The organism is Priestia sp. D3YE.R1 (assembly GCF_049199565.1).
GTDB lineage: Bacteria > Bacillota > Bacilli > Bacillales > Bacillaceae_H > Priestia > Priestia aryabhattai.
Window position 1 is genome coordinate 1,671,515 of the sequence record NZ_JBLTHW010000001.1, and the last position, 20,724, is coordinate 1,692,238.

A 20,724-nucleotide genomic window follows, 5' to 3' on the forward strand; every position below is an offset into this window, starting at 1 on the left:
GTCGGTTTTGAAAAAACTATTATTGTTATCAACTGGCGGAACGGTCGCTTCACTTGAAGGTGAAAATGGACTCGTTCCTGGAATGGAGCCAGATCAATTACTAAGCTACATACCTGATTTAAATGAACATTGTCAAATTGACAGCAAATCTCTTATGAATCTTGATAGTACAAATATGCAGCCTGAATGTTGGATAGAGATGGCAAAAGCGATTGAAGAGCATTATAATGAATACGATGGTTTTGTTATTACTCACGGAACAGATACAATGGCCTACACATCGGCTGCTCTTTCTTACATGCTTCAGCATTCTAAAAAACCAATTGCGATTACAGGATCTCAAATTCCTATTTCTTTTAGTAAAACGGACGCGAAGCGCAATATTGCAGATGCGATTCGTTTTGCATGTGAAGAAACAGGCGGAGTCTATGTAGTCTTTGACGGTCGTGTGATTCAAGGCACAAGAGCAATTAAGCTTCGTACAAAAAGTTATGATGCATTTGAAAGCATTAACTATCCATACGTGGCGTCTATCCATGATAATACGGTGGAATATACAAAATCCATTCGCTCTAGTAAAGAAGAGTTAACGGTTAATACATCTCTTTGTACGGATGTAGCAGTTGTCAAACTGTTTCCTGGCATTAAACCTGAATTTTTTGATGGATTAAAAGATGTATATCAAGGCGTTGTTGTTGAAAGCTATGGAAGTGGAGGAATTCCATTTCAAGTTCGCAATATTTTAGCCAAGCTTGTTGAATTGATAAACCACGGTGTATCCGTTGTCATTACGACTCAGTGTCTTGAAGAAGGAGAAGACATGGGCATTTATGAAGTAGGCCGAATGATTAATCATGACAGCGTCGTTCGCTCAAAAAACATGAACACCGAAGCCATTGTTCCTAAATTAATGTGGGTGCTCGGACAAACGAAAGACCCTCACCAAGTTAAAAAGATGATGGAAACGTCGATTGCAGAAGATATTAATTAAAAAAGAAAGCAGGTACAGCTATGAAACAAGAAACAGCAGGATATCGTACAGAAGCTGATTTTCTAGGAGAAAAACAAATTCCAGCAGACGTATACTACGGTGTACAAACCGCACGTGCCGTAGAAAATTTTCCGATTACGGGTTATAAAGTACATGAAGAAATGATTAAAGCGCTTGCTATCGTAAAAAAAGCGGCAGCGCTTGCGAATATGGACACAAAGCGCTTATATGAAGGTATTGGAAATGCCGTGGTGCAAGCAGCTGATGAAATTTTAGCAGGTCAGTGGCATGAATATTTTATTGTGGATCCTATTCAAGGCGGAGCGGGGACATCAATGAATATGAACGCAAATGAAGTGATTGCAAACCGTGCTCTTGAAATTATGGGAAACACTAAAGGTGAATATGGAAAATTAAGTCCTAACAGCCATGTGAATATGTCTCAGTCAACAAATGATGTATTTCCAACAGCTATCCATATTTCAACGCTGAACTTATTAAATAAACTTCTTGTTACAATGAATGATATGGATGATGTATTTAAACGAAAAGCGCAAGAATTTGATCACGTGATTAAAATGGGCCGTACGCACCTTCAAGATGCTGTGCCCGTTCGTCTTGGTCAAGAGTTTGAAGCATACAGCCGCGTGTTAGCGCGCGACATTAAGCGTATCAGCGCGACGCGTGACCACTTGCATGAAGTAAATATGGGAGCGACGGCTGTTGGAACAGGCTTAAATGCAGATCCTCGCTATATTGAAAATGTAGTCAAACACTTAGCCGATATCAGCGGGCTGCCGCTTGTGCATGCAGAGCATTTAGTGGACGCTACTCAAAATACAGATGCTTATACAGAAGTATCTGCAGCTCTTAAAATCTGTATGACGAATATGTCTAAAATCGCCAACGACCTGCGTTTAATGGCATCTGGACCTCGTGCAGGTCTAGGTGAAATTAGCCTTCCTGCTCGTCAGCCTGGTTCTTCAATCATGCCAGGAAAAGTAAATCCGGTTATGGCTGAATTAATCAATCAAATTGCGTTTCAAGTAATGGGAAATGACCAAACAATCTCTCTTGCTTCAGAAGCAGGTCAGATGGAGCTTAACGTAATGGAACCTGTGCTTGTATTTAACTTGCTTCAATCGATCAGCATCATGAACAACGGTTTCAGAAGCTTTACAGATCACTGTTTAGCAGGAATTGAAGCAAACGAAACGCGCATGAAAGAATATGTAGAAAAAAGCGTAGGGATTATTACAGCTGTTAACCCTCACTTAGGCTATGAAGTCGTATCGCGTATTGCGCGTGAAGCGATTTTAACAGGAAAACCAATTCGTGAGCTTTGCCTTCAATACGATGTGTTAACAGAAGAAGAATTAGATCTCATTTTAAATCCATTTGAAATGACGAACCCTGGTATTGCAGGAAGTTCATTGTTTGATCGTCAGTAAATAAAACGGCTTCCATATGGAAGCCGTTTTTTTATAAACATATTTGCTGAATAACTGAGCGCATTTTTTGAGCTGTTGCAGCCAAGGTGTCATCTTTTTCAGCATATTCGGGAATTTGCGTATAAAAATCTCCGAAACACTCCTCTTGGTAGCGCGGAACGATGTGCATGTGAAAATGAGTTAACTCGTTAAACATTCCTCCGTTCTGAGAGAGAGTAACTCCATCTGGAACAAAGAGTGTCTTCACTGCTTTTGTCATTAGCTTCGCTGCATTCATCACGGCCAATATGTGTTCAGTATCGAATTCTTCGATTTCCACTATATGTGCTTTAGGAAGAATTAAGAGATGTCCTTCGTTAAACGGCTTGTGGTCTAGCAGGCATGTCACAAACGAATCTTCAAATATTACATGCGATTTCTCCTGGTTATTTGCTAATCGACATCCTAAGCAATCTATACTTGGATTCCCCATCATATGTTCTCTCCTTTTTTAAGATAACTAAAGTGTAGCACGAGAAGTATCAGGAGAAATAGGTTGAAATATACACAGTTGTTTTTTCGCTTAGTAAAGAGAGCCCGGATATATAACCTGGGCTCTTTGGTTCGTTCTTTTTATTTATATGCTCAGTTTCTTTATCTAAAAATTACCATGGTTTTAATTGTAAAAACAAAACCTTTACAGTATAATGACAGTGTAACAGTTAACTGTAACTAATAAGGAGGGATTGTTTGAACACGTATACAGGCAAGCAAATTACGGAGTTATTAAATAACGAAGGTGCGGACCTGAACTTGCGTACGGTGCGGTATTACACGCAAATAGAAATTGTTCCTCCGCTGGAGCTAGTAGGAAATAAGCGCGTTTATACAGATCACCATGTTCACTACTTTCGAGCCGTTTTAACATTATCAAAAGCAGGGGAGTCACTAGCTTCTATCCAAGAAACGCTGCGTTCAATGAGTCTGGAAGAAGTGAAAAGTATAGGTGCGCAGCTCCCTCTTTACCAAAGCAAACAAATTCAAAATCAAGAAATGCATCAAGTCAATGAAGATGTATTTGTAGCTATGAATCGGAATTTATCAGCAGACGTACGGCACAAAGTAATTGAGTCTGTTACTCAGATTTTAAAGGATCATTCATCGCATGATTAAATTAGCCGTGGCAAAGTCAGTGATGGAAAAAGAAGAAGGAATGAACCACCTTTGTATTACATTTGAACATTCGCAAGTAAAAGTTAAAAACATCATGATTGATATTCAGCTGCCCGAAGGTTTGTTCAAAACAAGAAACTTAAATGGGTATTGTGAAAACAAACAAGGGCAAATCGAAGTAAAACATATTGACGATGAACCTTTATTAATAGAGCTCTACACGGAAGAGACCGTTTTATATCCACAGGCAGAGATTGCAGTTGCTGTGACTTACCGCGATGAATGCTTGCATATACAGCAAGAAAGGCATTCTCTAATGATTAAATTTACGGATGAAGATTTGATAGGGGACTCATTTTTAAATCACGAAATCAGTGCAAAAGTAAAAAAATTTGCTCGTATTAATTCAGTGGAAAGAGGCGGTCAGATGAACTTAACTCCATATGTAGTAGAACAAACAAGCAAAGGAGAGCGTGCCTATGATATTTATTCAAGGCTGTTGCTCGATCGAGTGATTATGCTCACAGGTGAAGTTACGGATGAGGTGGCTACTAGCATTATCGCTCAGCTTCTATTTTTAGATGCAGAAAACCCAGAAAAAGATATCAGCATTTATATTAATTCGCCAGGAGGGTCCATTACAGCGGGCATGGCTATTTTTGATACGATGCAGCTTATACGTGCAGATGTAAGCACATTGTGTATAGGGCTAGCGGCATCTATGGGTTCATTTTTACTAGCTGGAGGGAAAGAAGGGAAACGTTTTGCTCTTCCTAATAGCGAAGTGATGATTCATCAGCCGCTAGGAGGAGCAAAAGGACAAGCAGCTGAAATTGAAATTCGAGCGAAACGTATTTTGCGGTTAAAAGACCACCTAAATGAACTTCTGTCTGAACGAACAGGACAATCGCTTTCAACAATTAAAAAAGACACTGATCGAGATACATTCTTTACAGCGGATGAAGCAAAAGAATATGGCTTGATTGATCAAATTCTAGCTCATCAATAAGGAGGATGACGTGTGGAAAAGTCAAATCGTTATTCAGTAGAATATGAATGGGGAAACGTGATTTATTACCAAGAAGTAGAAGCAATGACGATACAGGAAGCAAAAGAGCGCGTTCAACATACAAAAGTAAACACCGCTATTCGCGCTGTTCATGTCATAGAAGATGTCGAATCTTAACGAAAAACTGGATCCTTTCGGGGATTCAGTTTTTTTGAGCAAATGAAGCAGGGATTTATATGAGGAAAAGAGAATGCAAAAAGAGATTTAAAAACGAGCAGCTGGTAGCATCATTCAGCAAGAACATCTCATTTCAATTACAAAAAGAAAGGTAGATGTAAATGAAAAAAGTATGGTCTGGATTAGTTGTTCTCATTGCTATTTGTTGGGTGATAACAGGATGTCAGCAAAGCAGTGCTTCAAGCGGTACTGTTGATCAAAAGCTCGTAATCGAAAAATACATAGCCGATAATCAATATGGCCATGCGGTTAAAATGAAAGACCAAAATCAAGTGCAGAAAGTGCAGCAGTGGTTAAAAGATGTATCATGGAGAGAAGAAAAAGCTGAAATGATTCGAAAACCTAACTACATTCTTCACTTTGAACCGGCGGAAACAAAAAAGGATATAAAGGTGCAATCTTATCGGATGTGGGTCAACTTAGAAAACGAAACCGTTGAATTAGCTACAGATACACACTACGCACAGTTAAAGGGCAAACAAGCAAGGTCATTTATTGAATTAGTAGAGCCGAAATAGAAAACAGCTATAAAACAGTGTCCAATGAATGCTAAAACTGCACTTATTCATATGGAAGCTATCTTCACCGATATACTTGATGATCTCGAAGGCACAGAGCTGTTTATTGCTAACGCGCTTGACATGAGGGTGTAGAAGTATTAAATGGGAGAGGTGACAAGCAGCAATTTTTTAAATGTAGCAACAAAGAATTACACTTACAGGTAGGTCCGTTGTTAAAACATTTTTCCATAAGAAATAAGGGAAAAAGAGAAATCAAGACGCTGATTTCTCTTTTTTATTTAGGCGTGTCGATGATTATTATTTCCGCGCATTTTGCGTAAAACAAAACTCACAATTAAAACTAAAATAACAGCACCAATAATAGCAGGAACAATTGCGAATCCGCCGATCTCTGGACCGAAATCTCCAAAAATTAGAGAGCCTAACCATGCTCCAATGAAACCAGCAATGATGTTTCCGATAATTCCACCTGGAACATCTCGTCCTGTTAACGCACCAGCAAGCCAGCCGATAAGTCCTCCAACAATAAGCGTCCAAATAAATGACATATATCTAACCTCCTTTTTATAGGGAATTCCTTTTCAGTCTTTCCTAAAACACACGTTGTCATGCGACATCCTTGCTGCAAACCCTTTTACATTTTTTCATCTATTTATCATATATGCTAAGATAGCCCAACATTAAATTGAAGAGTTATGTATGAGAATTCACTGCGAAAGTAACGATAAAATGAAGGAGAGAAGTTCAGCTTATGTACGTTTTAGATTCAATTTAGCTCATTCTATTCGCAAAAGGGGACATCTGGTTCATTTTTAAAAGCTTTTTCCCTTAGTTTTACTTTTTTTAACGGTATATGTGATATCATTTTAAGTAAACAAATTCTTAACGGGAGAACAATATGGAGTCATTATTATTAGATAAAAAGCTTAAACACATTACGAATTTAATTCTAGAAAAAAAAGAAGAGTTCTCAAAACAAAAACAATATGAAGACAAAGATATTCAACAACAGTTAGAACCGTGGCGCGTTCATTTAATTCAAATATACGCTGATTCTGTATCAACAAATGATACGAAAAACTTTGAAGTGCTTGAGGAATGGGGAAGAGAAGTAGCGAATTTACTCGTTGTCCTTCAGCTTCCGTTGGATGTCGCATTAGAAGAAATCAGCTATTACCGAAATATTATCGGGGAAATTATTAAAGAAGAAGCAAAAGCTGAAACATTTACGTTTGATGCCTTCTATCAAGTTATTTCTCGTTTCAACTTAGTAGTGGATAAGGCCGTGCACTGGGTTAGTAAATCATATATGACCGACTTTGCAAACAAAATCCAATCGGCTCGCTATGCAATTGATGAACTTTCAATTCCTGTAGTACGCATTACGAAAGAAATTGGCGTGATTCCTCTTGTTGGCGATTTAGATACAAATCGAGCTCAAATTTTAATGGAAAATGCCCTTCAGCACGGCAGCGAGTACAAGCTAAATTGGTTGATTATTGATTTATATGCGGTTCCAATTATTGATACAATGGTAGCGGACCAAATTTTTAAAGTAATCGGTGCTTTAAGATTATTAGGAATTCAAGTGGTTTTAAGCGGTATCCGTGCTGAAATTGCTCAGACGATGGTGAACTTAGGATTAGATTTGGCTGATATTACGACTTTCAGTAGCCTTCACCAAGCAGTGGAATATGTTAATCAAGCGGACTAATATAAAACAAAATCCCATGATATGGTTATATATTCATGGGATTTTATTGGTAGAAGAAAATTTGAAGTTTATTTAACAAAGCATCTAATGATTGACTAACTTGGAGTGTGTTAGGACTTGTCATTCCTTCACGGACAGCCGTTTGAATCATTAACGTTCGTGTCTGTTCGATTTCTTCTATTAGTATTTGGTACATGGATTTGTCTTTTGAGTGGGTTGAAAGCAGCATGTTAATTCCTCTTTTTTCTATAGTGATTACGGTTAAATTAACATTAATAGGTTTATTTTTCAATATTATGAAATTAAAAATAGTAAATTTTAAGAATTTTTCATATAAAAAAAGAACCTCTTTTTCAACAGAGGTTCTTTTTCTAATATAATAATTTATTATGCATGTTTATGATTACCACGCATTTTTCTCATAATGAAACTTACGATTAACACTAAAATGATTGATCCGATAATAGCAGGAATAATAGCAAATCCACCTACAACTGGTCCGAAACTTCCAAAGATAGCTGAACCTAACCAAGAACCGATAAAACCGGCAATAATGTTACCAATAATACCTCCCGGAACGTCTCTTCCCGTAATTAATCCGGCAAGCCACCCAATAATACCACCTACAATAAGTGCCCATAAAAATGACATAAATATCATCCTCCTTTTTAATGATGTATTGCTTATATAGGTTAGTACCCCACTTAAAAGAAAACTATTCGTAGAATAACAAAAAAAAATAAAAAAACTTGAAAAAAATTTACGAACTGCGATAGAGTCATAGAAAATAGACTAACTAGTATATAATAGAAAAAGAAACATAGTTTAGAAGAGAAAGGAGACATGAAGTGAAAATAAAAAATCAAAGCGATGTAGTAGAACAGCACTTGATTCAGCACTGGATGTATTTTCAGCATACGAAGAAATCTGTGAAGGTGGATACACCAGAAATGAAATGGATTTCTGCATCTCCTTACAATCGGGGGATATATGCAGGAACCCGTCATATTGAGCCTGCGTTAGGGATATGCTCTTCGGAAGGGGAAGAACCTCTATGGATTGTTGGTCCATCTTCATATGATAACCTTGGGCCAGTTCTTCATAAAAATGGATTTGTTCCTTATGAAAAATGGATCGGAATGATTCAGCACATTCAAGAAAAAGAATACGTACACACAGGAGTAGAAGGGTTTCAATGTAAGCGAGTGCACACAGAAGCTGAATTGAAAGAATGGATTACGGTATACATAGACGGCTATCAAAAACCAAAAGAATATCAAGCTGACTTTCTTGAAAGGTTTAGGGAGCTTATGCAGCACACTGACCAATATCACTTATATTTGGGTCTTTATCACAACCGGCCAGCTGTAGCTGGGTCTCTCTTTTTTTATGACGGTACAGCGGGTTTGTACTGTATCACTACAGCTAGACATATGAGGAGAAAAGGCCTGGCCACCGCATATTTGAAGGAAGTTCTTACTGAAGCAAAAAAACAGGCAGATACGTGTATCTTGCATGCTACAAGTGCAGGAAAGCCAGCCTATGAAAAACTTGGTTTTACAGCGGTTAACGAATTTGATGTATACAGACGGAGAAATAGAGATGGAAAATAATAAGCTGCAGCTTGTGAAATAAGAGACAAAATTCGACAAAATTTTAAAAAAGTGTAGCTTCCACTTCGTTTTTGGTGTATCCTAGGACAAAGCAGCAGCATGAGCTAGTGTTGTACATAGAACACAGATAAAAGGAGTCATTATGAAACATTTTTTTAAAACGAGCACGTTTTGGATAGGTTTGGTTGTTGGAATCGCGCTCACATTTGGGGGATACTTTACTGTTACTAGTATTTATGATTATTATTTAGGACGAGAACAGCTGAAAGTATTGACTGCCTCTCAGAAAAACCTTCAAACTGCTTTTAAAGAGTATAATCAGCTTATGGCCGAAAAAAAAACCAAAAAGCAATTTATCAATGAACTCGATGATATTTCAAATACAATAAACTATGAATATAATGAATTAGCTTCCCTTGATCCTACGATGAAAACGATGTATAAGCATACGGGCGTCATCGATGATATGGAACTGATGATTGATAATATCGATAGCATTTATGAATTAACGATGAATGATCACAAAGACGCAACAAAACCGCTTCAAACCTACGTATCTGATTTAATGGAATATGTAGAAAAAGATATGAAAAAAGAAATAAGCATGCTAAGTAAATAGAACAAAACAGCTGTCTAAACAAATAGGCGGCTGTTTTTTTTGTTGATTATAAAAGGAATCTTTTGGTGGCAGGCGAAAGAGTATACTATGCACCCACTCACTTACGTGCACCACGTTTACAAAAAGGGAGGACATAGTATGAAAAAAGTGGTGGTTATCCTATTTAGTTTGTTTTCATTAACCGCATGTCAGGTTCCTACAGCTGAAACGCTTGAAGATCCGTATCCACCCGCTATAAAAATAAGAGCGGAAGGCAAAGAAGCCATCATCAAGCCTTTCTTTTTTTGCTGGACCGAATGTGAAGCTGATTTTGGCGAACGACAAAATTTTAGACAAATTGTTATGAAAGATAGTATTCCCGTCTCTCAAGGTGGTCAAGTGTCCATTGAAATAGACGGTAAAAAACCTAATGCGCTTTATTACAAACAAATTCGCAATCAGTCTATTTATGAAAACGTAGTAGAAAAAAAGGACATAAAAAAAACATCCGCTATTACAGTAGATTCTACCTCTCGCAGCGATCGGTATATACTCGTAGCGGACTGGAAAGATAACAAAGGAAAAAAGCTAATCGGGCGTGTCTATTACACCCCAGTAAAATTTGAAACGCCATAGATATGACTCTCTATGCTGTAATAGAGAGTCATATGCTTAACTAATAGAATTAAGCGCCTGTGCGAGGGAAGAAGTAGTTTTAACATGTTCAAATGAAAGCCCTAAGCGAATTGCAGTTTGAGAAATTTCCGGTCGAATTCCAGATAAAGTTGTTTGCACCCCAATTAAACGAAGAGCTTTTACCAAATTAAAAATCTCTTGTGCCATCATCGTGTCAATCGTAGCTACACCGAGCAGGTCAATACATAAATGTTCAACGTCTTTTTCCGAGCATTGCTGAAGCGTATTTTCTAAAATAAACTGACTTTTGACCGTTCCAATATCCCCGACAAGAGGCAGAAGTGCAACTTTGTTTTGAAGCATGATGACAGGAGAACTTAATTCATTAATTAACTCTTTCTGAGCGTTCAGCTGTTCTTGCGTATTTTTATGATATTCTTGGATAAAGATGTAAATAGATAAATCAAACGCTTTAACAATAATGTCGTACCACATAAACATCTTATCTACGCTTACCTCTCCTGAATGCAAAGAGATAAACTTCTTTAAGTAATTAACGACAATTCTTTGTGAATTAAAATATTCTCGAACGATAAAGTGAAGAGGCGTACTTAAATGCTTTGGATCACGTGCAAGTTCGACCGACCACTGTTGGAAATCTGAAAAAAAGTATTCCTCATCCTTTATAAATACGTCAAATAAATGCTGAAAATAATCTTGATTTTGCTGCTTCAGTTCTTTCACAATTGCTGGATTTTTACTCGAATACACGGAGAACTCATTTTCATCGTCGAGCTGGTCGTACCAGTCTTCAGTTAATTGAAGAGAATGTTCTTTAAAAAAATGATATAGGTCCTGATTTCTATGCATGAAGACTCTCCTTACATATGTATAGTCTAATTGTTTTATAAATAAAGGCATAAAAGCATCCCCTGATCTAGAGTGAGGATGCTTATAAATAAATCCATTATGAAGCGCATTTATTTTCCTATACGCCTTGTTTTCCCTAACTGTATAATCTCAAACCCAATTTATTAAAAAATAAACATTTTTTAACTAGCTTATTCATGCATTTTACCTATTTTTCATAAAGAACCACTTCTTGTGCTTATAGCTTTAGCTTCGGTAAGGCATCTTTAATGCTTTGATAGACTAAAATAAAGGACATATCATCTTCTATAGTGCTCATATGTATGGCCATGTTAGGGGAAATTCCCGTTAAAACAAGCTGAGTCCCCATAAGCTTCAGCCAATTGTAAATATTAAGAATATCACGGCCGAATGAATCATTAAATTGCGCTAACCCTGATACGTCTAGGATTAAATAACGATCTTTGCTGGTTGTATTATGCGAGGTGAAGCTGTTAAATAGCATTTCTATACGCCGTTCGTTTAACGTTCCGATTAATGGAAGAACGGAGATTCCTTCTTCTATTGGCACGATAGGAGTGGATAGTCTTTCCACTTCTTCTAAAGCTTGCTGAAGCTGTTCTTGGGCTGTAATTTCTATGGTTACGTCTTTTTGAACACCGATAAAGTAGTATTTATCTTCTTCTTCGACGTACGTTGGGTCAATCGTTAGCTGATTATGAAAAAAAGAGCCGTCTTTTCGATAATTCACAAGCGTAACAGAAACTGACTGATTGCGGCTAATAGCGCTGCGAATTTCATCAACGTGGTGCGGGTTTGTAAGAGGGCCTTGTAGAAAACGGCAATTTTCCCCTAATACTTCTTCTTCCTTATAGCCGGTCATAAGGGAAAACCCTTGGTTGAGGTAAATAATTGGATTATCAGGTAAAGAAGGGTCCGTCACGATAATACCAGATTGTGAGCTGTGAAGAGCTTTATTTAAAATGGACCATTTTGAATCTTGAGCTTCAGGTGTAGTCAATGTATTCCCTCATTCCTTGGAATTTTTATAAAAATATTGTGACATAAACGCGTCAAAAAAACAATTTTCGACGCGTTTACTGTTAGAGAAAGAATGAAGATAAGGAAAAATATGTTATAATAGTTTTATGGGTAAAGGGAGTGTGAACAAACGTGATAACCATCAATTTATTTAACGTTAGTTTCTTTGTGATGGCGCTAGTAGGCTTTATTCTCATTTTTTGTTTGCGTATAAGGTTCAAGCGGCCACTGTCATTGTTTAAATGGTCTTTTTTGTTCGGAACGGTGCTGCTGTCGCTAAGCGTATACTTGTTTATGGCGACCAGCCAATATATTCATTTGATATGGAATACAATCGGTTCAGTTATGACAGCGCTCTATCTTATCAGTATTATGGTCGGAGCAGAGGAGTCATAAATACATATGTTTGAAGGTCTATTGAAAGTGGAAAATAAGTAGAGATGCTGAAAAGAGAAAGAGATGAACTTACATTCTTTTAGCCGAAATGATGACAACTGGAAAAACACCTCGGTAAAAAATGCCGAGGTGTTTTTGTGAATAAAAGGGAAAGGAGAATATTTAGAGAAATACTAGTCATATTTTATTGAGTGTAGTAAAATAAAAAGTTATTATTCTATTTTTAGGTTGTTGCTATTGGCAACATGTGTTAGTCTAAAAGTGGTATACATTTTAGGCGATCTTGAAAAAGAGAGACGAGAAGCTTTTATTCAAGTTTCTTAAAAGCTTGACGTTTACTGAGGTGAAACAATGAAATCTCAAGTACAAAAATTTGTAGGCTATTTATTAGCTGGTGATCAAGACAGCGCTTGGGAAGTTGTGCTGGAAGAAATACAACAGGGAAAGAACAGCCTAGATATTTATGAAAATTTAATCACAACCGCAATGCGAGTAACTGGAGATATGTGGGAAGAAAATATCATTTCTGTAGCTGATGAGCACGTCGCAACTACGACGTGTGATTATGTGCTAACTCGCTATCGCTTTTATAAAAAAATTCAGGGACACGCTTCAGACACCGCTCCAAGGGCACTGCTTCTATGCTTGGAACAAGAACAGCACTTTATTGGTTTAAAGATGGTGGCTTTATTGTTTGAGGAACATGGTTGGAATACGCGCTTTTTAGGGGCCAATCTACCTCTTGAATACGCTGAGAAAATGGCTATGGAATGGAAGCCGCACATGGTAGGATTATCCGTCAGCATTCCTTATCATATTGAGAGGCTTGCTGAATATACCAAAACTTTGGACAAATTAGAACCAAGACCAACAGTAATGGTAGGAGGGCGCTTAGTTTCTCAAATTGATTTCCGTTCTTACTGTTCTGAGCATACACGCCTAATTCCGGATCTTTACCAACTAAATAACTGGTTAATCAGTTATCACAAAGGAGTGGAAGTTAATGTCGATGCTTGAATATGTTCCAATTCCTTACTTTCTAGTGGATACTGAATTTAATATTTTGGAATGGTCGCAACAATCAGGTCATTTATTTAAGCCTTCAGCTAATTTTTTAGATCTTGTAGATGTATTTAGTCAAGAAAAGGCGAGAAAGTTTTTAAGCTTGCGCCAAAAAGATTCTCGAGAATTGTCTGTAGACGAACCCCATGATGAGCAAACGCTTGTCCAAAGCCGAGGCCAGGCTATTCAGAAAGTAGAGCTTGTGATGCAAACCAATGATTCGCCGTATTCACTGTTTGAATGCTTAATTCAATGGGATAGTGATATAGGTCATTTAGTTTGTATTCGCCAAGATGAACGTATACAAGAGCTAACGAATCTTGTTCAAGACCACCGGAAACGATTAGCAGATACAGATTTCGAACTGCTTGAACAAAAGGAACGTCTTGAAAAATCGTTGCAAAAAATTAAGCAGCTGTCCGCTTCTTTTATTAAGTTATCCTCTAAAGTAGGACTTATACCTCTTTTTGGAGACTTAGACACAGCTCTTGTAGCTGAAAATACGTCTATTTTACAAAACTGCGCGCACGAAGGAAATTACACTACGCTTCTATTTGACTTTGGAGGCTTAGATATATTAACAACCGAAGGAATTCAAGCTTTTGCAGGCTTTATGCAGTCCTTCTATCTTATGGGTATCACATGCTATATTATTGGCATGAAGCCTCACCATACGGCTGCTTTGAAAAATAGAACGTTTGGTGAACAAATTATTTATATGAATAACCTGAGTGAAATTATTGCTGTGAATAAAAATGTGAGTTAAAAGGGTGGAGGAGAAGAAAGTTATTCTTCTCCTCTTTCTGTATACACTTCTTTTGCTATAATTAAACATTTATTAAATCACATACTTGAAGGGTTTATTGAGTTTTGAAGAATTGAGTCCGTCATCTTGAATTTCATAATTGATTTATTTTCACATCACAGTACCAAAAAGCAAGTCAACAGCTGCTAGCGCATCAGTTCGTTACTAGAAAAGCGGTACAAAAGGAAGACCATAAAAAGAGATTGGGACATAACGAAAGGAATGCAACCTAAAGATGACCAATTTTGATCAGTGAGCGGAGCTGCTAGGTGGATGATTTTTTCAGTCAATCAGATGACTAAAAAGATTGAAGAAAATAGCAAAGATGACTAAAAGCCTCTTTCTAATGAAAGAAGAGGCTTTTTTGTTAAGAGTTTGCTGACATTGTATGAGACGGCAAAATGATGTCTTGGTCTACTAGGAAAGATAAAAGTTCTCGTGTAGCATATGACATATAGCGATCTTTTTTCAAAATGATGCCGAGCTCCCACATTGGAGTAGGTGCGGCAATTGGAATACTTTTAATAAAAGGGTTATTGATCTTTGGAAACACGGACTTTGGTAAAATGGCAATACCTAATTCAGAAGCGACTAGTTCAATAATCAAATCCCATTGCGAACTTTCATACGCTATTTTCGGATGAAAACCAGCTTGAATGCACTCGTGAATAATGCGATCATGAAGAGAAAAATCTTTGCTGAACAGGACAAACGGCTCTTCTCTCAGCTCGCTCAAAGCAACGATTGATTTGGCTGCCAGAGGATGCTCATGATGAATGTATAAATTAAACTCTTCTTCAATAAACGGATAGACGTGAAAAAGAGGGTTTTGAATAGGTAACACGATAATACCAAGGTCTACTTGTTCGTTTTCTACAAGTTCGACAATTCGCTTTGCGCCAAGCTCCACAAGCTCTAATTTCACCTGAGGATGTTTTGATGTAAAGTTTTTTGCAATCATCGGGAACACAACAGTCCCTACTAAAGGAGGAATTCCTACTTTAATATCTCCTGTAGGCAGATTTCGTAAATCATCTAACAAAGCATGCAGCTCATGAAGAGTGGATACCAGCTTTTGGCTTTGCCCGTATACAATCTGTCCTGCATCGGTTAACGTCAGCTTTCGAGTAGAGCGATCAAAAAGATCTACCCCGAGTTCTTCTTCTAGTTTTTTTACAATTTTACTTAATGCTGGCTGAGACAAGTGAATTGCAGCTGCTGCTTTCGTGAAACTTTTTTGATTAACTACTTCCATGAAATGTTGCAGTTCTCGAATATCCATAAATTCTCCTCACTAGTATTCTTAGTTTTCATACTATTTATTCTATTTATCTATTTTACTTATGATTCAAATAAATGTAAACTCTTACATAAGGAAGTGAATAGTGATTCATCTAAAAATAGCACATCAAATTCCTCTAAATACGTTAGAAACCCGCATGTTTGTAAGCGTTAACAAAAAAGTACCCTCGAAGAAAATCCCAGAAAAATATTTTTTTCTCCCGTAAAACAAAGCCGCGAGCGCAGAAATAACACGTGTTGAAATGTTCATTTTGTATACTGTTCTGACAATTAAGAAAGAGGAATAAAATGGTATAGTGCACCACTAAGGTGAGTCTATTCATTCTGCAAACGAGCCGTACATAGAAAAAAGGGCCGGTTTGTTAAAAATAATTGGGGGAGTGGTTGAGATGACATACGTTAAAGGACTAGAAGGAATCGTTGCAGCTGAAACAAAAGTAGGGCATGTTGATGGAGAGAAAGGTCAGCTGATTTATCGCGGATATTGGGCAAAAGATTTAGCGATCAATTATTCTTTTGAAGAAGTTTCTTATTTAATTTGGAACGGCACGCTGCCAAATCATGATGAGTTAAAAGCATTTAAACAAAAAATGGTGACTCATCGTACGCTTCCGGCTAATATTGTTGCGTTAATGGACTGTTTGCCAAAAGATACAGAAGTGATGAGCGCGCTTCGCACATGTATCTCAGCATTAGGAGATCCTTCATACAGCTGGCCTCCAACAAAAGAGCAGGCGCTTGCGATTACAGCGGTAACACCTACCATTATTGCCTATTGGTATCGTAAAATGAATGATTTAGAAGTAGTAGAGCCTAACGAGCATTTGGATCATGTAGCAAACTATTTATACATGATTAATGGAGAAATTCCAGATCAAAGTTTGGTTACCGCGCTGAACGCATATTTTGTGTTGACAATTGAACACGGGATGAACGCCTCAACCTTCTCATCACGCGTTATTTCATCTACCGAATCTGATATGGTTTCAGCGATTTGCGGAGCAATCGGCGCGATGAAAGGTCCGCTTCACGGAGGAGCTCCTTCTGGCGTTATTACCATGTTTGATGAAATTGGCAGTGAAGAGAATATTGAGCCTTGGGTTCGTAAAAAATTAGATAATAAAGAGAAAATCATGGGATTTGGTCATCGTGTTTATCGTACACATGACCCGAGAGCAGAAGCATTAAAAGAAGTATCGAAACAAATCTCAGGAGACAACGGGCTATTTGATTTAATTGTTAAAATTGAAGATAAAACAATTGAATTACTAAATGAATACAAGCCGGGTAGAGGCATTTATACCAATGTAGAATATTTCGCTGCAGCGGTCATGAAAGCGGTTGAGCTTCCGTCTGAACTATTCACTCCGACCTTCACAGCAAGCCGTGTGGTTGGTTGGACAGCTCACGTCGTAGAACAGTCAGAAAATAATCGTATTTACCGACCTCAGTCTGCGTATATTGGTTATACGCCAGTTGAACAAAATCAATAATAATGAACCGGATTTCACATAAAAAACGTCGGTAGATCCGACGTTTTTTTCATATGGTTAAATATATTCTTTTTGAGAATAAAATCGCTTTAATAAATAGAATAATCCGACTGCTAAGCATAAACTTGCTGCAGCTAAGCTAGAGGTAATCATGGCGTGTTCACCTTCGGTAGGGGTATGTGAAAGTTTATAGCTGCTGTAGCATAAGAGAGCTGTGATACATAAACAGCAGGAGCTAATCAATCCATACCGCTTTTTGAACCCAATAATAGATAGTAATACAATCAAATAAATTCCGCTCACCATCATCATAATTGGAAACTGAGGGTGGAATTTAATTGTATATAACAAATAATCGATGTGAGAATAGTGATGAACCGCCGAGGACTTTGTTAGTCCTCCGGTCAAACTAGCTGATAAAGGTCCTTCAAGCATCGAAGAGCCGTTATACCAAGTAGCGACTGAGGAAAGTAAAAAAACAAAACAACTTGCAAATAGCTGCGTCATGCATTTTATTGACACGTATAGAAAGCTCCTCTCAATAACCATCTTTTGTTAATACAAGTCCGAAAATTATTATAGCAGGTTTTGAAAGTAAAAAAAGCACTATTGGAATGGTTTCATAAAACGTTCATATTTGAAAAGGTTTGTTTTTTAAAAAGAAAGGGAAAAAAAGTGAAACGGAAGATATGAATAGAGGAGAGAGAAAGATGAAGGCAGCAGTGATTTTGAATCCAAACGCAGGAAACAAAAAATTAGTAAATGAAATTGACTTTATATGTGATCGGTTAAACACTGCATTTGAGACGGTTACTTTATATAAAACAGAGCAACCTGGAGATGGTGCCGAGCTGGTGAGAAAATTGGAAGGCAAAGCGGATGTCATTATTGGAGCAGGAGGAGACGGGACGATTTATGAGCTGATCAACGCTCTTGCTCCGCTGAAGGAACGTCCTGTATTTGCTATTTTACCTGGAGGAACGTGCAACGACTTTTCGCGTGCAATTGGAATGAACCAAAATCCTTTAAAAGCAGTGGAGCAAATTATTGAAAAGCAGACGGAGGCAGTGGATGTTGGAAAACATGGCGAAGATTATTTTTTAAACTTTTGGGGAATCGGCCTCGTAGCTGATGTATCTGAAAATATTTTAGAAGAAAATAAAGAGAAATTTGGTAAGCTCTCTTACTATATGAGCGTAGGTAGAACGTTAAATCAAGCAGAGCCTTTTCAATTAAAAATGACGAGCGAAAAAGCTTCCTATGAAGGAGAAGCAGTTATGGTGTTAATTGGGAACGGTCCTTTTTTAGGAGGAACTCGCGCTATGCTAGGAAACAGCTCATTTCAAGACGGATTATTAGATGTATTCGTTATTAAAGAAATGGGAATCGAGCCGGTTATGGCATGGTTACAAACAACCCCTGATGAGGAACAGCTTGACCCTGAAAGCAACCTTATGCATTTTCGTGCAAAAGAAGTCCATATCGAAACCACTCCTGAAAAAACGGTAGATTGTGATGGAGAAAAAGAAACGACAACACCTTCAACGATTACGGTTCTCCACAATCACATAAATATGATAGTAGGAAACAATTAAAAAAAACGCTGAAACTTCAAGCGTTTTTTTTATGAAGACAGCCATCGCGGAGAAGTGAAGAGCATAATCATTATGCTGCTCATCGTAATAACAAGCATGGAGTAGCAAAAAGCAGTAAACCCGATAATATGTAAGCCCACTATCATAATCGTACTGTCTAAGATAAAAATGGTTATTCCTATATTGATTTTCCATTTTTTTGATACAATAATGGCGATTAAATCCAGACCGTCCGAACTGATTCCGTAGCGAAGCATCAGTCCTATTCCCATTCCTACGAGTGTGCCTCCAAGCAATGAGCTAAAGAGCAAAGGAAGCGCCAGCGTGCCTTCGAGAATAGACAGCCATTCTGTCATAAAAAAAGAAACAAATAAACCTATACTTCCATAAAAAAAGTTTTGGCGATGACGAAAAAAAGCATATAAATAGACAGGTACGTTCAAAAAGAAAATGGACATTCCGATAGGAGTTCCAAACACATAATATACGATAAGCCCAAATCCTATAAGTCCACCGTCTAGTAAGTGATACGGAGCAATAAATCCGTTTAGCCCTAGTCCAATTAATAAGCTGCCGCAGCAAATCGAAACCACTCTCGAAAAAATATCCCTCACCCTATACGTTAAATTTTAATAGGAGTACTCGTCCATTTATGTATATGGCAAGCTTAGGTTCTTTAGAAGTAAAGAAGAAGAAAAAGAAAATTATGTAAAAAGCATTGATTCTCTAACTCTGATATTCTATAGTTAATCTAACTTCGTTTTCACGACAATTTCTTGATTTTTTACGATACTGTTTAACTGTTTGTATTTTTTAATATATAAAAGAGTTGTGTTCTGTAAAAAGCATACGATTGTAATAAGTCGATAAAAGCAAGCTGCTATATAAAGGGGTTGATTACGTGTAGGATTCTCTTTCTTTTCAGTCATACTAAAAAGAAAGAGGGATTGTCGTGAAAAATCGTTCCGTACTTTTTTTATGGTTTGGTCAAAGCCAAGCCAATTTAGCAGATGTATTATATATTGTTGCGTTAATCAGCATTCTTTACGCTCAAAATAGTTCTCCTGTGCTGCTTTCATGCATTCCGTTTACCATTACGGCTGCTAAGTTTTTGAGCAGTTTTACCGTGCCTTTTCTTATAGATCGCTACAGAGCTAAGCGTATTCTTGTGGTGTCTCAGCTGTTAAAAACTATTGTTTTGTCTATGTTTTTCCTGTGGCATATGTCGCTTATCAGCATGCTGTGCTGCGTGGCGCTTATTGCTTTTTTCGATGGGTGGACAGCTCCGGTTCAAAGCTCTATGCTTCCTCATTTAGTAGATAAAGAGAAGCTGTTAAAATGGAATAGTATGTTTAATGTCACGGATCAAACGATTCAAATTGCAGCCTATCCGCTTGGAAGCTTTCTGATTATTAGCTGGGATGCTACTGGTCTTTTATGGCTGTCATTTTCGTTATTTAGTTTGTCACTCGTATTCATGCAGGCCATTCGCATAAACGTTCATTCTTCTAAAACGAAGCAAAAACAAGGGTTAAAAGAGGGGTGGAAGCTAATTTGGCACTATCCGCGCCTGCGGGTTTTATTAGTCATGGAGGTTTTAGAAGGGATGGCTGCCGGCGTTTGGGCATCAGCTATTGTCTACGTGTTTGTGAAAGAAATATTAAATAAAAATGAAGCTTGGTGGGGATATATTAACAGCAGTTTTTTTGTTGGAACGGTTCTTGGAGGTTTCGTTTTGCTGAAGATTTCAGTTGAGCAAGAGAGAAGTCTTTATCATATCGTAATACTAGGCAGTCTTTTTTCAGGTTTCTTTACATTATTGTTCGGAGTAATATCTGTGCCTTTTCTTTCACTTTTACTTAGCTTTACTATTGGCATTGCCCTTCAAATAAGCGCTACGTGTTCTTACACGCTTACGCAAACGGCCGTTCCTTTAGAAAAGCTTCCTAAGGTGCTTTCCGCTACGCTGAGCGTTTCATATGTGACGTTTGGGCTTTCGGTACTGCTGCTTGGCGCTGTTGCTTCGCTAAATGTGACGGCGGCGTTTCTAACGGCAGGAGGACTGATTGTAATCAGCGGCTGCGTAGGTTTATTCTTACGAAATTATGCGCTTACTAACTAAAAAAGGTTGCTGTTTGCAACCTTTTTTTAAAACCTCCTCTCTCCTCAACCATAAGCCCTATAAGGTTGTTTGCTTTAAATACCTATTCTGTAAAAATAGGGAGCTTTTCACGAAAA

At 37.6% G+C, this 20,724-nt stretch carries 25 protein-coding genes; 16 read left to right on the forward strand and 9 right to left on the reverse strand.

Translation table 11 applies throughout. The annotated features are described in order from the left end of the window. Positions 1 to 7: 7 nt before the first annotated feature. Positions 8 to 991, forward strand: coding sequence for an asparaginase (locus ACOZIR_RS09015; protein WP_340141936.1), 984 nt, complete (start codon positions 8 to 10; stop codon positions 989 to 991). 20 nt (positions 992 to 1,011) lie between these two features. Beyond that, positions 1,012 to 2,442: an aspartate ammonia-lyase gene (gene aspA / locus ACOZIR_RS09020; protein ID WP_421535551.1), complete on the forward strand. Its 1,431-nt coding sequence runs from the start codon at positions 1,012 to 1,014 to the stop codon at positions 2,440 to 2,442. Between the two features lie 31 nt (positions 2,443 to 2,473). Here aspA and ACOZIR_RS09025 read toward each other — a convergent pair whose 3' ends face one another. Then, positions 2,474 to 2,917, reverse strand: coding sequence for an HIT family protein (locus tag ACOZIR_RS09025; protein WP_340141937.1), 444 nt, complete (start codon positions 2,915 to 2,917; stop codon positions 2,474 to 2,476). 254 nt (positions 2,918 to 3,171) lie between these two features. Between ACOZIR_RS09025 and ACOZIR_RS09030 the strand changes: the two genes are divergently transcribed. The 4 genes from ACOZIR_RS09030 (at position 3,172) to ACOZIR_RS09045 (ending at position 5,358) form a co-directional block, all read left to right on the forward strand. After that, on the forward strand, positions 3,172 to 3,594 hold the full coding sequence (locus tag ACOZIR_RS09030; protein ID WP_071273162.1) for a MerR family transcriptional regulator: 423 nt from the start codon (positions 3,172 to 3,174) through the stop codon (positions 3,592 to 3,594). A 427-nt stretch (positions 3,595 to 4,021) separates the two neighbouring features. Next, entirely contained in the window at positions 4,022 to 4,603 is a 582-nt protein-coding gene (gene clpP, locus ACOZIR_RS09035; RefSeq protein ID WP_310877984.1) for an ATP-dependent Clp endopeptidase proteolytic subunit ClpP, read from the forward strand. 12 nt (positions 4,604 to 4,615) lie between these two features. Further along, positions 4,616 to 4,780 (forward strand): hypothetical protein, encoded by a 165-nt coding sequence (locus ACOZIR_RS09040; RefSeq protein ID WP_169746674.1) that lies wholly within the window; start codon positions 4,616 to 4,618, stop codon positions 4,778 to 4,780. Positions 4,781 to 4,941: 161 nt separating this feature from the next. Further along, complete coding sequence (locus ACOZIR_RS09045) at positions 4,942 to 5,358, forward strand: hypothetical protein (RefSeq protein ID WP_045293309.1); 417 nt, start codon at positions 4,942 to 4,944, stop codon at positions 5,356 to 5,358. A gap of 281 nt (positions 5,359 to 5,639) precedes the next feature. Here the strand turns inward: ACOZIR_RS09045 and ACOZIR_RS09050 are convergent, their stop codons facing one another. Continuing rightward, a complete protein-coding gene (locus tag ACOZIR_RS09050) occupies positions 5,640 to 5,909 on the reverse strand; it encodes a GlsB/YeaQ/YmgE family stress response membrane protein (RefSeq protein ID WP_013057765.1) in 270 nt (89 codons plus the stop codon). A 350-nt stretch (positions 5,910 to 6,259) separates the two neighbouring features. Here ACOZIR_RS09050 and ACOZIR_RS09055 point away from each other — a divergent pair, with 350 nt between their 5' ends. Beyond that, positions 6,260 to 7,075, forward strand: coding sequence for an STAS domain-containing protein (locus tag ACOZIR_RS09055; RefSeq protein ID WP_045293307.1), 816 nt, complete (start codon positions 6,260 to 6,262; stop codon positions 7,073 to 7,075). A 43-nt stretch (positions 7,076 to 7,118) separates the two neighbouring features. Here ACOZIR_RS09055 and ACOZIR_RS09060 read toward each other — a convergent pair whose 3' ends face one another. Then, positions 7,119 to 7,304 (reverse strand): aspartyl-phosphate phosphatase Spo0E family protein, encoded by a 186-nt coding sequence (locus ACOZIR_RS09060; protein ID WP_013057763.1) that lies wholly within the window; start codon positions 7,302 to 7,304, stop codon positions 7,119 to 7,121. 158 nt (positions 7,305 to 7,462) lie between these two features. Continuing rightward, positions 7,463 to 7,726: a GlsB/YeaQ/YmgE family stress response membrane protein gene (locus ACOZIR_RS09065; protein ID WP_013057762.1), complete on the reverse strand. Its 264-nt coding sequence runs from the start codon at positions 7,724 to 7,726 to the stop codon at positions 7,463 to 7,465. 197 nt (positions 7,727 to 7,923) lie between these two features. On the opposite strand from ACOZIR_RS09065, the gene ACOZIR_RS09070 reads away from it, so the two are divergent. The 3 genes from ACOZIR_RS09070 (at position 7,924) to ACOZIR_RS09080 (ending at position 9,922) form a co-directional block, all read left to right on the forward strand. Then, positions 7,924 to 8,688 (forward strand): GNAT family N-acetyltransferase, encoded by a 765-nt coding sequence (locus ACOZIR_RS09070; protein WP_045293305.1) that lies wholly within the window; start codon positions 7,924 to 7,926, stop codon positions 8,686 to 8,688. A gap of 142 nt (positions 8,689 to 8,830) precedes the next feature. Beyond that, positions 8,831 to 9,307, forward strand: a complete 477-nt coding sequence (locus tag ACOZIR_RS09075; RefSeq protein ID WP_014459392.1) for a hypothetical protein — start codon at positions 8,831 to 8,833, stop codon at positions 9,305 to 9,307. 138 nt (positions 9,308 to 9,445) lie between these two features. Then, positions 9,446 to 9,922 (forward strand): hypothetical protein, encoded by a 477-nt coding sequence (locus ACOZIR_RS09080; protein ID WP_045293303.1) that lies wholly within the window; start codon positions 9,446 to 9,448, stop codon positions 9,920 to 9,922. Between the two features lie 36 nt (positions 9,923 to 9,958). Here ACOZIR_RS09080 and ACOZIR_RS09085 read toward each other — a convergent pair whose 3' ends face one another. Next, complete coding sequence (locus ACOZIR_RS09085) at positions 9,959 to 10,792, reverse strand: STAS domain-containing protein (protein ID WP_045293302.1); 834 nt, start codon at positions 10,790 to 10,792, stop codon at positions 9,959 to 9,961. Positions 10,793 to 11,030: 238 nt separating this feature from the next. Further along, positions 11,031 to 11,813 (reverse strand): PAS domain-containing protein, encoded by a 783-nt coding sequence (locus ACOZIR_RS09090; protein WP_045293299.1) that lies wholly within the window; start codon positions 11,811 to 11,813, stop codon positions 11,031 to 11,033. A gap of 152 nt (positions 11,814 to 11,965) precedes the next feature. On the opposite strand from ACOZIR_RS09090, the gene ACOZIR_RS09095 reads away from it, so the two are divergent. The 3 genes from ACOZIR_RS09095 (at position 11,966) to ACOZIR_RS09105 (ending at position 14,057) form a co-directional block, all read left to right on the forward strand. Beyond that, complete coding sequence (locus ACOZIR_RS09095; RefSeq protein WP_310877851.1) at positions 11,966 to 12,229, forward strand: hypothetical protein; 264 nt, start codon at positions 11,966 to 11,968, stop codon at positions 12,227 to 12,229. 351 nt (positions 12,230 to 12,580) lie between these two features. Next, the gene (locus tag ACOZIR_RS09100) at positions 12,581 to 13,246 is read left to right on the forward strand and encodes a cobalamin B12-binding domain-containing protein (RefSeq protein ID WP_045293297.1); all 666 of its coding nucleotides are present in this window, start codon (positions 12,581 to 12,583) and stop codon (positions 13,244 to 13,246) included. Further along, a complete protein-coding gene (locus ACOZIR_RS09105; protein WP_045293295.1) occupies positions 13,233 to 14,057 on the forward strand; it encodes an STAS domain-containing protein in 825 nt (274 codons plus the stop codon). Before ACOZIR_RS09100 ends, ACOZIR_RS09105 begins: the two co-directional genes overlap by 14 nt. 406 nt (positions 14,058 to 14,463) lie before the next feature. On the opposite strand, the gene ACOZIR_RS09110 is transcribed toward ACOZIR_RS09105, so the two are convergent. Then, positions 14,464 to 15,378, reverse strand: coding sequence for a LysR family transcriptional regulator (locus ACOZIR_RS09110; protein WP_013083830.1), 915 nt, complete (start codon positions 15,376 to 15,378; stop codon positions 14,464 to 14,466). A gap of 409 nt (positions 15,379 to 15,787) precedes the next feature. On the opposite strand from ACOZIR_RS09110, the gene ACOZIR_RS09115 reads away from it, so the two are divergent. Further along, positions 15,788 to 16,891: a citrate synthase/methylcitrate synthase gene (locus tag ACOZIR_RS09115; protein WP_016764746.1), complete on the forward strand. Its 1,104-nt coding sequence runs from the start codon at positions 15,788 to 15,790 to the stop codon at positions 16,889 to 16,891. 57 nt (positions 16,892 to 16,948) lie between these two features. Here the strand turns inward: ACOZIR_RS09115 and ACOZIR_RS09120 are convergent, their stop codons facing one another. Then, complete coding sequence (locus tag ACOZIR_RS09120; RefSeq protein WP_223260182.1) at positions 16,949 to 17,413, reverse strand: DUF4306 domain-containing protein; 465 nt, start codon at positions 17,411 to 17,413, stop codon at positions 16,949 to 16,951. A gap of 188 nt (positions 17,414 to 17,601) precedes the next feature. Between ACOZIR_RS09120 and ACOZIR_RS09125 the strand changes: the two genes are divergently transcribed. Beyond that, on the forward strand, positions 17,602 to 18,486 hold the full coding sequence (locus ACOZIR_RS09125; protein ID WP_045293294.1) for a diacylglycerol/lipid kinase family protein: 885 nt from the start codon (positions 17,602 to 17,604) through the stop codon (positions 18,484 to 18,486). Between the two features lie 29 nt (positions 18,487 to 18,515). On the opposite strand, the gene ACOZIR_RS09130 is transcribed toward ACOZIR_RS09125, so the two are convergent. Continuing rightward, positions 18,516 to 19,079: a YitT family protein gene (locus ACOZIR_RS09130; protein WP_310877850.1), complete on the reverse strand. Its 564-nt coding sequence runs from the start codon at positions 19,077 to 19,079 to the stop codon at positions 18,516 to 18,518. Positions 19,080 to 19,438: 359 nt separating this feature from the next. On the opposite strand from ACOZIR_RS09130, the gene ACOZIR_RS09135 reads away from it, so the two are divergent. After that, positions 19,439 to 20,608: an MFS transporter gene (locus ACOZIR_RS09135; protein WP_310877849.1), complete on the forward strand. Its 1,170-nt coding sequence runs from the start codon at positions 19,439 to 19,441 to the stop codon at positions 20,606 to 20,608. The last annotated feature ends 116 nt before the right edge of the window (positions 20,609 to 20,724 follow it).

Bases quoted from the DNA above. Each gene is read 5' to 3' on its own strand.
- ACOZIR_RS09085 (WP_045293302.1), bottom strand. From the start codon at position 10,792: ATGCATAGAAATCAGGACCTATATCATTTTTTTAAAGAACATTCTCTT.
- ACOZIR_RS09075 (WP_014459392.1), top strand. From the start codon at position 8,831: ATGAAACATTTTTTTAAAACGAGCACGTTTTGGATAGGTTTGGTTGTT.
- ACOZIR_RS09055 (WP_045293307.1), top strand. From the start codon at position 6,260: ATGGAGTCATTATTATTAGATAAAAAGCTTAAACACATTACGAATTTA.
- ACOZIR_RS09080 (WP_045293303.1), top strand. From the start codon at position 9,446: ATGAAAAAAGTGGTGGTTATCCTATTTAGTTTGTTTTCATTAACCGCA.
- ACOZIR_RS09110 (WP_013083830.1), bottom strand. From the start codon at position 15,378: ATGGATATTCGAGAACTGCAACATTTCATGGAAGTAGTTAATCAAAAA.
- ACOZIR_RS09100 (WP_045293297.1), top strand. From the start codon at position 12,581: ATGAAATCTCAAGTACAAAAATTTGTAGGCTATTTATTAGCTGGTGAT.
- ACOZIR_RS09060 (WP_013057763.1), bottom strand. From the start codon at position 7,304: ATGCTGCTTTCAACCCACTCAAAAGACAAATCCATGTACCAAATACTA.
- ACOZIR_RS09065 (WP_013057762.1), bottom strand. From the start codon at position 7,726: ATGTCATTTTTATGGGCACTTATTGTAGGTGGTATTATTGGGTGGCTT.
- clpP (WP_310877984.1), top strand. From the start codon at position 4,022: ATGAACTTAACTCCATATGTAGTAGAACAAACAAGCAAAGGAGAGCGT.
- ACOZIR_RS09025 (WP_340141937.1), bottom strand. From the start codon at position 2,917: ATGATGGGGAATCCAAGTATAGATTGCTTAGGATGTCGATTAGCAAAT.
- ACOZIR_RS09125 (WP_045293294.1), top strand. From the start codon at position 17,602: ATGAAGGCAGCAGTGATTTTGAATCCAAACGCAGGAAACAAAAAATTA.
- ACOZIR_RS09045 (WP_045293309.1), top strand. From the start codon at position 4,942: ATGAAAAAAGTATGGTCTGGATTAGTTGTTCTCATTGCTATTTGTTGG.
- ACOZIR_RS09050 (WP_013057765.1), bottom strand. From the start codon at position 5,909: ATGTCATTTATTTGGACGCTTATTGTTGGAGGACTTATCGGCTGGCTT.
- ACOZIR_RS09105 (WP_045293295.1), top strand. From the start codon at position 13,233: ATGTCGATGCTTGAATATGTTCCAATTCCTTACTTTCTAGTGGATACT.
- ACOZIR_RS09115 (WP_016764746.1), top strand. From the start codon at position 15,788: ATGACATACGTTAAAGGACTAGAAGGAATCGTTGCAGCTGAAACAAAA.
- aspA (WP_421535551.1), top strand. From the start codon at position 1,012: ATGAAACAAGAAACAGCAGGATATCGTACAGAAGCTGATTTTCTAGGA.